Below are 11,382 nucleotides of genomic sequence, written 5' to 3'. Positions count from 1 at the left end.
TCATTTTTGTGATACCGTACGACATGAACAGCATCATATACTTCTGCATTGGTATTCGAGTTGGAGGGCAACCATGGATATGGGAATGACAAAGAACCGAAAAGTCGCGCTAATTACCGGCATAACAGGCCAAGACGGTGCGTATTTGGCCGAGTTGCTCTTGGAGAAGGGCTATATTGTTCACGGCCTCAAGCGACGCTCATCGTCCTTCAACACCAGCCGCATCGAGCATCTATACGAGGATCCCCATGTCGAGAATCCTCGGTTTATTCTGCATTTCGGCGACATGACGGATTCAACGAATCTCATCCGTGTCGTTCAGGAAACGCAGCCGGACGAGATCTATAATCTCGCCGCACAGAGCCACGTTCAAGTCTCTTTCGAGACGCCGGAATATACGGCCAACGCCGATGGAACCGGCACCCTTCGGCTACTTGAAGCTATTCGACTCCTGGGGTTGACCAAGAAGACCCGCTTCTATCAGGCGTCCACCTCAGAACTCTACGGCAAAGTCCAGGAAGTCCCGCAGAGTGAAACGACACCGTTCTACCCTCGATCACCCTACGCGGCGGCCAAGCTCTACGCCTATTGGATAGTGGTCAATTATCGCGAGGCATACGGCATGCACGCCTCGAACGGCATTCTGTTCAATCATGAAAGCCCGATCCGCGGCGAAACATTCGTGACGCGTAAAATCACCCGGGCGGCGGCGGCGATCCATCTTGGACTGCAGGAAAGGCTCTATCTCGGCAATTTGGATGCCAAGCGCGACTGGGGACACGCACGAGAATATGTTCGCGGCATGTGGCTGATGCTGCAACAGGACGAACCGGAGGACTATGTGCTTGCGACCGGCGAAACGCACTCGGTTCGTTCCTTTGTCGACAAGGCCTTTGCCAAGGTGGGCATGCCGATTGATTGGCGTGGGAACGGGGTTGAAGAAAAGGGATACGACAAGACATCAGGCCAGTGTGTGGTGGAGATCGATCCAGCTTACTTCCGTCCGACTGAGGTTGATCTTCTGATTGGCGATCCGACGAAGGCGCACACGAAGCTTGGCTGGAAACATGAGACCAGTCTTGATCAGCTGGTGACGGAGATGGTTCGCGAAGATTTGAAAGTCATGGCACGAAATGTCCCGTCGGTCGGTGTCACGAAAGGTTTTGCCTATGCCTGAGGTGATCTACGGCCTTGCCGGAAAGAGGGTCTATGTCGCGGGCCACCGCGGCATGGTGGGCTCTGCGATCGTGCGGCGTCTCGCTTCCGAGGGCTGCGAGATTTTGACGGCCACCCGCGCCGAGGTCGATCTCAGACGGCAAGAGCAGGTGGAGACCTGGATGAGTAAGAATCGTCCCGACGCTGTCTTCCTGGCTGCTGCGAGGGTCGGCGGCATTCTCGCGAACGCCACCTATCCGGCCGACTTCCTTTACGACAACTTGATTCTCCAGGCGAACATCATCCACGCAGCCCATAAGGCTCAGGTCGAAAAACTGATGTTTCTGGGATCGTCCTGCATCTATCCGAAATTCGCCGATCAGCCGATCGTTGAGGACTCACTTCTGACAGGATCGCTCGAGCCCACGAATGAATGGTATGCGATCGCCAAAATTGCCGGATTAAAACTCTGCCAGGCCTATCGCAACCAGCACGGTAGAGATTTCATCTCGGCCATGCCTACCAATCTTTATGGTCCAGAGGACAATTTTGACCTGGGGTCAAGCCATGTCATGCCGGCGCTCATACGCAAGGCGCATGAGGCCAAGATCAACCAGCAGCAAGAGATATGCATCTGGGGTACTGGCACGCCGCGGCGCGAATTCCTGCATGTTGACGATTGCGCCGACGCCTGCATCCATCTCATGAAGACCTATTCCGCCGAAAGTCATGTGAACGTAGGTTCTGGCGAAGACATTACCATCCTCGAATTGGGATATCTCGTCTCCAAGGTCGTCGGTTTCGAAGGCAAGATCACGTGTGATCTCACCAAGCCAGATGGCACGCCACGTAAACTCTTGAACGTCGACAAGCTTCGCGCTCTCGGCTGGTTTCCTAAGATAGGCCTTGAGGAGGGTATCGCAGACGCCTACCGCTCCTTCCTTGCTGGCCATTATCTCGAACGCAGCAACAGCGCTGCGTCCGGCGACTTGATCGGTCAAAGCGACATCAGCTTTGAGAAAGCCAAGACTTCGGCGCTGCACGCGCCCATGCTCTCCACGGTCGCACATCATCCCTCGCGCTAGCGGATTTACGCGAGGGATAACAAGGTTTTGTCTCGGGGGAGGCATATGCTGGGGCGGAACGAATAGTGCAACCAGTAGAAATCAGGATCGCAGCGCTCATTTTCCTGATGGTCGTGTGGGCGGTGATTATCGGTGCGGTGATGGATTTTTTCGCGGTCGAGATGCCGACATCGCTGGTCGCGCTATTGCGCAGATAGTCCCACGTCGGATCGCGCCGCGAGATTGCCTTCAGCTGGACTGTCGAACGACACTCGCTGCGGTAAAGTCGGCAGGCCTGGCCACAGCCGCGCCGTTCAGCTGCCCGGTGCAGATCCCCGCGCTTTAGTTCTTTATCGTGCCGCCGGCAGCCCCGATATCGTCCGGCGTGTCGACGTCGAGGCAAGCTGCGTCGCCAATTTCGACATCGAGCACGGGCAGGCCTGACGTGGCGATGATACCGCGCGCACCGACGTCGCCTTCAAGTCGCAGGATCGCGGGATGGAGAGAACGCGGCAGAATGACAGGATTGCCGGGCTTGCCGCGCGAGACGGCGCGCACGACGGCTTGGCCGCCCGCATTGCGAAAGGCGACAATCAAGGCATCGAGGTGGGCGGTCGAAATGCCGGGCATATCGGCCAGCATGACGAGAATGCCGTCGGCACTGTGAGCGTGCCTTGATGACACCCCCGCGACGAGCGAGCTCGCCATGCCTTCCGCATAATCGGGATTATCGACGAGAGTGAGATCAATCCCAGCGAGCGCGGCCTCGATCTCGCGCCGGCGATGGCCCGTGACAACGACGACAGAGGCTGCGTCCGACCCGAACGCGGTCATTGCTGTCCGCCGCACGAGCGAAACGCCGTCGAACTCGGCCAGCAGCTTGTGTTTTCCGCCCTCGCCCATCCGGCTTGCCCGGCCGGCGGCGAGAATGACGATCGCCACCGACGCCTTAAGCAAAAGCCACCAGTCTTGCCGCAGCGATATCCGCCAGCACCGATAGCGCCAGCGACGTTGCATCCCGTGTCGGGCCGAACAGTCCGATCGGCGCTTTGATACGGCGGATGTCGTCCTCTGCGAAAGCCATGGCCGTCAACCGCTCGATGCGCCGGCGATGCGTCCGGGTGCTCCCGAGCGCGCCGATGTAGAAGCCGGGCGAGGCAAGCGCGGTCTCGAGAATGGCGGCTTCGGCGTCGAGGTCATGATGCAGGAGTACAACGGCCGTGAAAGGATCGATGGTGTCGGCTGCGACCCTGCCCTTCTCGCCCTGCTCCCGGACGATTACGTCGTAGCTGGAAGCCTCGGCCAGTCGCGCGACGGCCTGTGCTTCGATCGTCTGCCCGGAAAGAACGACGCGGGTGCGCGGACGATAGACGCCCACGAATTCTCGCCCGAGCCAGCATGCCCGTGGCGGTGGGCCGACCGGTTCGATCGTCTGCCGCGCCGGCGAATATACAAGGCCGGCGGCCCGCCTTCGTCGAAGACGATCCAGAACATGCTGCAAAGCGCCGACTTCCCTTAGAACATGGATCGCAACGGAGATTCCTCCGCCGCAAGGAAGGACGATGTCGAAGAAGGGCGAGCCTTCGCCGAACTTCACCGTGCGGTCGTGTCCTTCCGCCATTGCCAGAAGCGCTTCGGAAGCGACTGCGGCTTCGACGCATCCGCCGGAGACATAGCCGCAGAAGCGCCCGTCTGCGGCAACCGCCACATGCGCGCCGAGCGCGCGCGCGGCCCCGCCCCGGATTTCGACCAGGGTGGCGAGTGCTGCCGCACCAACACCATGGGCGTCTATTGCGAAGCGAAGCAGTTCCGCAGGATCGTCGCTGGACGAGGCTCTGACGGGAATTGGCGCCATTATCGGCGCGATTATCTGATTCATGGACAATCCTACAGGAAGCGACGGCGAGCCCACTTCGAGACCGCCGTCGAAATCATCAGGCCACGTCCGGCAGGCCGCCGATCAGCTTGTCGAGCGTGAGCGGATAATGCCGGACCCTCACGCCGGTCGCGTTGTAGACGGCGTTGGCGATCGCTGCCGCGACGCCGCAAAGGCCAAGCTCGCCGACGCCCTTGGCTTTCATCGGCGACGACATCGGATCGGTTTCGTCCATGAAGATCACCTCCTGGTGCGGAATATCGGCATGCACCGCCACTTCGTAGCTGGCGAGATCGTGGTTGACGAAGAAGCCGCGACGGGTATCGACCACGAGTTCCTCGGAGAGCGCTCCGCCGGCCCCCATCGTCATTGCGCCGATGACCTGGCTGCGGGCGGTGATCGGGTTGAGGATGCGGCCCGCCGCGCAGACTGCGAGCATCCTGCGAATGCGGCTTTCACCGGTGGCGATGTCGACGCCAACCTCCACGAAATGCGCTCCGAACGTCGATTGCTGATGCGTGTCGGTGAGATCGCCCCATGTGATCGTGTCCTCGCCGACAAGACCATCTGGACCGGTGGCCTCGGCAAGAGGCACTGAACGATCGCCCGAGCGGACCTCTCCATTCTCGAAGACGATGTCTCCTGAGTTGAAGCCGAGCTTTTTGGCGACGGCCTCACGCAGCTTGACACAGGCTGCGTAGACGCCCGAGGTGGAAGAATTGGCGCCGAACTGTCCGCCGGAGCCCGCCGAAACAGGAAAACGCGAGTCGCCCAATTGGACAGCGACCTTGTCGATCGTAACCCCCATCATTTCGGCGGCCGTCTGCGCGATGATCGTATAGCTGCCCGTCCCGATGTCGGTCATGTCGGTTTCAACCGTCACGACGCCTTCCCGGTCGAGCTTTACCCGAGCGCCGGAGGGAAGCACGAGGTTGTTGCGGACGGCAGCGGCAACACCCATGCCGACCAGCCAGTTGCCGTCCCGTTTGGAACCCGGCCTTCCCCGTTCACTCCAACCAAACCGCTCCGCACCGAGCCTGAGGCAGCCGATGAGATTGCGCTGGGAAAAAGGCCGCTGCGGTTTCTCGGGATCGATCTGCGTGTCGTTGACGATCCGGAACTGAACAGGATCCATACCAACTTTTTCGGCAATCTCGTCGATGGCGATTTCGAGCGCCATCAGTCCCGGCGCCTCGCCGGGAGCGCGCATGGCGTTGCCCTCGGGGAGGTGAAGCGTCGCCAGCCGCATCGCCGTCATCCGGTTCGCGCCGGCGTAGAGAAGACGGGTCTGGTTGACGGCGGTCTCCAGGCCTCCGCCGGGAAGGTCCCCGGACCAGCTTTCGTGGGCAATGGCGGTTATCTTGCCGTCACGCTCGGTTCCAATGCGAATTCGCTGGATCGTCGCCGGCCGGTGGGTCGTGTTGTTCATCATGAACGGGCGCGGCAAGGCAACCTTGACGGGGCGTCCAATCGCACGCGCGCCGACAACGGCAAGCACGGCATCCGCCCGCAGAAACAGCTTGCCACCGAAGCCGCCGCCGATGAAGGGCGACATCAGGTGGATCTTCTCCTTGTCGATGTCGAGTGTCGTTGCAAGATCGGACCGCCACCAATCGATCATCTGGCTTGATGTCCAGACCGTCACCTCATCGCCGTTCCAGGCGGCGATCGATGCATGCGGCTCCATCATCGCATGCGATTGGTCGGGCGTGGTGTAAGTCTCGTCCAGAGTGACGGGAACTGCGCTGAAGGCAGTCTCGAAATCGCCGGTCGCGGTATCGGGCTGCTGCGATTCATCCGGCTTGACCGCTGAGACCTTTGCCTCACCGAGGTCGAATACACCCTTTTCCTCGGCATAGTCGACCTTGACCAGCGCGGCTGCGGCGCGCGCCTGTTCGAAGGTTTCGGCGACGACGACCGCGATTGCCTGGTGATAGTGCTGAACCTCGTCGCCGCCGAAAAGCTTGGCGGTGTTGAACTTGCCCTTCTTCCGCTCGCCGATGTCGAGCGTCGTCACGACAGCAAGCACCCCGGGAGACCTCTTGGCGGCGGAGACATCCATCGACGTGATGCGGCCCTTGGCGATGGCCGAGCCGACGGGATAGCCATAGGCATAGCGCATGTTCGGGTCATGCCACTCATAGGCGTACATCGCCCGGCCGGTCGTCTTGAGCTGACCGTCGATGCGGTGGATCGGCTGGCCGACGACCTTCAGATTGTCGATCGGGTTGGTTGTCGCTGGTGTGTCGAACTGCATGGCTCACCCCCTTGCTTCGGCGATGACCGCGCCGAGCGTGCGCTCGACCAGGTCGACCTTGAAACGGTTCTGTTCTGTAGGATGGGCATCGGCAAGAAGAACGCCCGCCGCCGCCCGCGCACCTTTCGGCAATTCAGCTTCAGCTGCCTCGATGCGCCACGGCTTGTGAGCGACGCCACCGACGGCGATGCGTCCTGTGCCGTCCGACTGGATAACGGCGCCGACCGAGACCAGCGCGAAGGCATAGGAGGCGCGGTCGCGGACCTTGCGATAGATGTGGTTGCCGCCGATCGGCGGCGGCAGCAGGACCGCGGTGATGAATTCGCCACGCTCGAGAACAGTCTCGATATCAGGCGTGTCGCCGGGCAGCCGATGAAAGTCGGCAATAGGTACCGAGCGGCGGCTGCCGTCCGCCTTTACCGTCTCGATGACGGCATCGAGCGCCCGCATCGCGATGGCCATGTCGCTCGGATGCGTGGCGATACAGCTCTCGCTCACGCCGACCACCGCATGCTGACGGCTGAAACCGCCGATAGCGGAACAGCCGCTGCCCGGCTGCCGCTTGTTGCACGGCTGGTTCGGGTCATAAAAATAGGGACAGCGCGTGCGCTGCAGGAGGTTGCCGGCCGTCGTCGCCTTGTTGCGCAACTGCCCGGAGGCGCCCGCAACGAGCGCCCTGGAGAGCAAGCCATAGTCACGGCGAACGGTCTCATGGGCGGCAAGGTCGGTGTTGCGGACCAAGGCTCCGATGCGCAGCCCGCCCTCGGGGGTGGATTCGATCCTGTCGAGGCCGAGACCGTTGATGTCGATCAGATGCGTCGGTGTCTCGATCTCGAGCTTCATCAGGTCGAGGAGGTTGGTGCCGCCGGCGATGAATTTTGTTTCGGGATTGGAGGCGACCGCCTTGGCCGCGGCCTCGACCGACGAGGCGCGTTCATAGGTGAAGGCTCTCATGCTTTTATCCCCGCGACTTCCGAAATGGCATCGAGAATGTTGGAGTAGGCGCCGCATCGACAGATATTGCCGCTCATGCGTTCGCGGATCTCGACGGGAGTGACGACCGCCTGTGCCGTAAGGTCGCCGGTGACGTGGCTTGGTATGTTGGCCTTGATCTCCTCGAGCACCGCCACGGAGGAACAGATCTGTCCCGGCGTGCAGTAGCCGCACTGAAACCCGTCATGCTTCACGAACGCAGCCTGCATCGGATGAAGATTTCCGGGTTGGCCGAGACCTTCGATGGTAGTGATCCGATCGCCTTCGTGCATGACCGCCAACGTCAGACAGGAGTTGATCCGGTGGCCGTCGACCATGACGGTGCAGGCGCCGCATTGACCGTGATCGCATCCCTTTTTCGTGCCTGTGAGATGCAGGTGCTCGCGCAGCGCGTCGAGCAGCGAAGTTCTGTTGTCGACCTCAAGATCACGTCTTTCGCCGTTGACCGTGAAGGAAACTTTCGATGTATGCGCCATTTCATTTCCTGGGGACTGTGCCGCCGCGGGAGTGACGGCTCCGGTGACCGCGATCGTTGCGGCCGACGAGATAAGCAAATCTCGACGGGAAAGTTCCAGTTGTGTCTGGCTTGGCATGAACTGTTCCACCTTGCTCGTTGGACATAGGCGCGGGTCGACGCCGTCAGCAGAGGTAGTGCAACTCCGTCCTTTGATTAGGCCCTTTCCGTTGCATACGGTTATCAATCTGGTTCATGAATGCGTGAGCCATAGTCACCCAAAGCCCAGTCCATGGTCATCTTCAAATCAGCTTCGAATGTGATTTGCGGGGTTACCGACCATGCCCCTCGCCCTTATTCGTCGCATTACGTCACGCAGGCGTATGGATGACGCATTCCGCCTGCTGTTCGACGCATATGCCATCATCTTTCCCAGGCGTTCGCTTCATTATCGGCACCATGCCCCGGCTCAAGCACAGATAGGCAAACAATGATGAATATCGCGCAGATGCAGGAACAGCGACTGAAGGCGCTCGAATTGACCGGATCGGGCGCACCGAAGCGGCCTTCCAACCCGTTCTTCGGCGTCGGTCCGATCACGGATGCGACCACCGACGAAGTGGACAGCCGTCTTCGGAGCGCGGCCTTCGACGCGTGGATCGAGAAGACCTATCGCAAGTTCGATGACAGGGGTAACGACATCGGCGGCTTTACGACCGCCGAGATTTCCCGGAGCATGCATCGCGGCTATCCCGCAGACAAAATCCTGACCGACATGATGCGGGCGATCCATCGCTATTTCGGCTTTCCGAAGACGAACCGCATGGCAGTGGGACTCGGCGGCGGCCACAGCGGCTACACGGTCTGCATCCAGCATCTGATGAACGCCAACGACGCGACCCAGCATGTCTATGTCGATACGCCGCGGCCAGAGAGCGATCCCTCCAGGGCGGCCGGTTTCTTCCGCCAGTCTTGGGCCACGCAGTTGATCGAGATGCAGCGCTTCGCCGAAAAGGGCTGCGAGAGCCGCATTCATTTTGCCGCCTCCGAAGGCGTGATCCCGACGGCAGCGGAGCTGTCAGCCCTGGGCGTTTCGATCTTCGTCGGCGTCGGTCACGAAACGACCGGCGCCAATGCCTATACCAGCCGTGAGATCCGCGAGCTTTTGAACTGGCTCGATGGCGACCCGGCAAATCGCCATGCGGTGTTCGATGCCACCTCGATGCTCGGCGCCATGCCGTGGGAGCCCGAACTGGTCAGCGCCGTCATGGCGAAGTGCTGCCTGTTCATGCCGTTCCAGAAGGCGATCGGCGGGGTTTCCGGCTATTTCGTCGCCTCCTTCACGCCGCATGCTTTGGCATTGATCGAGAAGAACCAGCAGGATCCGGCCTGGGCGATCCCACGCCAGTTGAAGATCGCACCGCCGATCGATCCGAGGCGGCCGTTTTCGGCGAAGCGCTCCGTCGATGCAGGGCCGTTCTACGATGCTGCCGAAGACCGCATGCTCGGCGGCGTCATCAACACCTACAGCGCGCTCGCTTTTGCCGAGACCACCTTCGGCCTGTTGCAGTCGGAGGCCCGGGTCGGCTCCGTCGTCGAGCTCAATCGCCGCTCTGCCGCCAATCGCAACGTGATCGACGACTGGGTCAAGTCGCATCCGCTTCTGTCGCTGACCGTCACCGATGCCGAGCGGCGCGGCGCGGCGGTGACGCTTCTGAAGGTCGAGGATGTCGGCATCGCCGATGCCGACATCCATGCCCGCATCATCGCGCGTTCGAAACAACTGCTCGGCTATGAGGGCATGACCCATCCGAACGGCGAATACGAGCCCGGCCTCGACGCCGCCCGCTACGTCAATGCTTTCCCAGGCACACCCGGCGACTACCGCGCCTGGGTTGGCGGCATCCGCGAGCCGGATGATGTCGTCGCACTGCTGGAGAATCTGCAATACGCCTATCTGCGCGCCAAGATCGTCGTTCTCGAAGAGGAGTTGGCGAAGGAGGGCGTCACGTTCGAGGCGCCTGCCGGCGCTGGTGCAACGGCCCGCAAGGACGATCCGGCGCGCGCCTATACCGTGCTGATCGCCGACCTGGTCGGCCTGCGCTTCGACGCTGGCGGTCAGCCGGATCACAGCGAGATCAAGGCCTATATCGAGGAAAAGGGTGGCGTCTTCCACCTCAGGGCGCTAAGCGATCGCTCGGCGCTCGAGAAGGGCCGCGTCCATTTCTTCTATCAGCCGAACCTGAGCACGGAGGCAGAGATCCTGCCGCAAACCGACAAGGGCCAGTACGACGCGCTGATCGCGGCGGCGACCTTCGTTCCAAAAGCCTCCGTATTCCCGTTCGGCGGCGTGCGCATCGGTGCGGGCACCGGCAATATGGGCTCGGCCTCCTGGGGTGGCGGCAATGGCGAGGGCGGCAACGCGCCGCTGATGAATACGCCGGGCATCAACAGCCGGGCGACCGCTCAGATGGCGATCAAGGCGATCCTGAAGGTCGTGCCCGATCTGCCGGTCGACAGGCTGCATCGGATGGTCGCCGGGGGCGACTTCGATACAGGCCGCCAGCTCAAGGATTTTCCGACCGCCAAGCTCGAAGGCCGGAAAATCGCCATTCTCGGCTATGGCAATATCGGCCGCGAAGTCGCCAAGCTCGCCAAGGCTTTCGGCATGAAGGTGGCGATCTACGCCCGCCAGCATCACCAGCGCTGGATTGAGGCGGAAGGCTTCGACTACGCCAAGACTCCGGTTGAAGCGGCGAGCGGCGCCGACATACTCTCCGTCCATATCGGTCTCGGCCGCCTGGACGGGTCAACCGGCGTCTATTCCAACGCCGGCACTGTCGATGCGAAGGTGCTCGGCGCTATGAAGGATGGCGCGGTGCTGGTCAACTACGATCGGGGCGAGGTCGTCGATGTCGCCGCGCTCGACGAGGCCCTGTCGTCGGGCAAGATTGCTCATGCGGCGATCGACGCCGACCTCTTCAAGGACGCCGCGACCGGCAAGCTCAGCGGGCCGATACTTCCTTACCTGCCACTCGAAGAGCGCCATAAGGGCAAGCTGGAACTGCTGCCGCACGCCGCCGCCGACACCGACCATCCCTCACGGGTGAACGGCGCCAAGCAGGCGGTCGACCAGATCTTCGACGTCATCCGCTTCAAATCGGTCACCAATCTCAAGGGCGACCTGCCGGAGGGTTACGTGTCGGCCGGCAGCCGCACGCCGGCAGGCATCGGCCGGGTAACGAAGCAGGCAGTCGCGGAGGCCGGCGGCAAGACGGAGATCCTCAACGAGTTGCAGCAGACCTCGATGAAGGTCGCGGCGATCCTGGGCGGGCTCTCGGCCGTTTCGGATCCCTGCCATCGCAGCCGGCTCATCGATCGCTACACCGCCCTGCTCGTCGAAAGCGCCGACCGGCAGCGGGCGCTGCTCGACCAACTCGGGCTCTACGGTCCGGCGGAGGACTAACTTGCTGGCGGCCAACCAGCGCCGCCGGTCTTTGATGTCGCTCTGATGCCGCCGTGTTGCCATGGCGGCATGATTTCGGTCCTTTGACGCTCCACATTTGAGGATCGACAGCTATCG

The 11,382-nt window shown here is 61.6% G+C and carries 9 protein-coding genes; 4 read left to right on the top strand and 5 right to left on the bottom strand.

The genetic code is table 11. From position 1 onward, the window contains the following. Positions 1-73: 73 nt before the first annotated feature. The 3 genes from gmd (at position 74) to EEQ99_RS35430 (ending at position 2,437) form a co-directional block, all read left to right on the top strand. Complete coding sequence (gene gmd / locus EEQ99_RS32815) at positions 74-1,177, top strand: GDP-mannose 4,6-dehydratase (protein WP_047619747.1); 1,104 nt, start codon at positions 74-76, stop codon at positions 1,175-1,177. After that, positions 1,170-2,240 carry a GDP-L-fucose synthase gene (fcl, locus tag EEQ99_RS32810; RefSeq protein WP_127431845.1) on the top strand — a complete coding sequence of 357 codons (1,071 nt, stop codon included), beginning with the start codon at positions 1,170-1,172 and terminating at the stop codon, positions 2,238-2,240. The genes gmd and fcl overlap by 8 nt, the downstream gene beginning before the upstream one ends. Before the next feature lie 65 nt (positions 2,241-2,305). Beyond that, complete coding sequence (locus EEQ99_RS35430) at positions 2,306-2,437, top strand: hypothetical protein (protein ID WP_254962596.1); 132 nt, start codon at positions 2,306-2,308, stop codon at positions 2,435-2,437. A gap of 124 nt (positions 2,438-2,561) precedes the next feature. Here EEQ99_RS35430 and EEQ99_RS32805 read toward each other — a convergent pair whose 3' ends face one another. From EEQ99_RS32805 to paoA, 5 genes are read right to left on the bottom strand one after another with little or no spacing between them, the layout of a single operon-like run. After that, on the bottom strand, positions 2,562-3,176 hold the full coding sequence (locus EEQ99_RS32805) for a nucleotidyltransferase family protein (RefSeq protein ID WP_097545088.1): 615 nt from the start codon (positions 3,174-3,176) through the stop codon (positions 2,562-2,564). Beyond that, the gene (locus EEQ99_RS32800; RefSeq protein ID WP_097545086.1) at positions 3,169-4,098 is read right to left on the bottom strand and encodes an XdhC family protein; all 930 of its coding nucleotides are present in this window, start codon (positions 4,096-4,098) and stop codon (positions 3,169-3,171) included. The genes EEQ99_RS32805 and EEQ99_RS32800 overlap by 8 nt, the downstream gene beginning before the upstream one ends. 55 nt (positions 4,099-4,153) lie before the next feature. Continuing rightward, positions 4,154-6,352: an aldehyde oxidoreductase molybdenum-binding subunit PaoC gene (paoC, locus tag EEQ99_RS32795; protein WP_097545084.1), complete on the bottom strand. Its 2,199-nt coding sequence runs from the start codon at positions 6,350-6,352 to the stop codon at positions 4,154-4,156. 3 nt (positions 6,353-6,355) lie between these two features. After that, on the bottom strand, positions 6,356-7,306 hold the full coding sequence (locus EEQ99_RS32790) for an FAD binding domain-containing protein (RefSeq protein WP_127431844.1): 951 nt from the start codon (positions 7,304-7,306) through the stop codon (positions 6,356-6,358). Beyond that, positions 7,303-7,950 (bottom strand): aldehyde dehydrogenase iron-sulfur subunit PaoA, encoded by a 648-nt coding sequence (gene paoA, locus EEQ99_RS32785; RefSeq protein ID WP_097545080.1) that lies wholly within the window; start codon positions 7,948-7,950, stop codon positions 7,303-7,305. The genes EEQ99_RS32790 and paoA overlap by 4 nt, the downstream gene beginning before the upstream one ends. Positions 7,951-8,289: 339 nt before the next feature. On the opposite strand from paoA, the gene EEQ99_RS32780 reads away from it, so the two are divergent. After that, a complete protein-coding gene (locus EEQ99_RS32780; protein WP_097545079.1) occupies positions 8,290-11,265 on the top strand; it encodes an NAD(P)-dependent oxidoreductase in 2,976 nt (991 codons plus the stop codon). Positions 11,266-11,382: the final 117 nt, after the last annotated feature.

This window comes from Rhizobium anhuiense, assembly GCF_003985145.1.
In the GTDB taxonomy this organism is placed as follows: domain Bacteria; phylum Pseudomonadota; class Alphaproteobacteria; order Rhizobiales; family Rhizobiaceae; genus Rhizobium; species Rhizobium anhuiense.
Note: the sequence above shows the minus strand (reverse complement) of the source record. Positions and strands in the feature narration are given on the sequence as shown.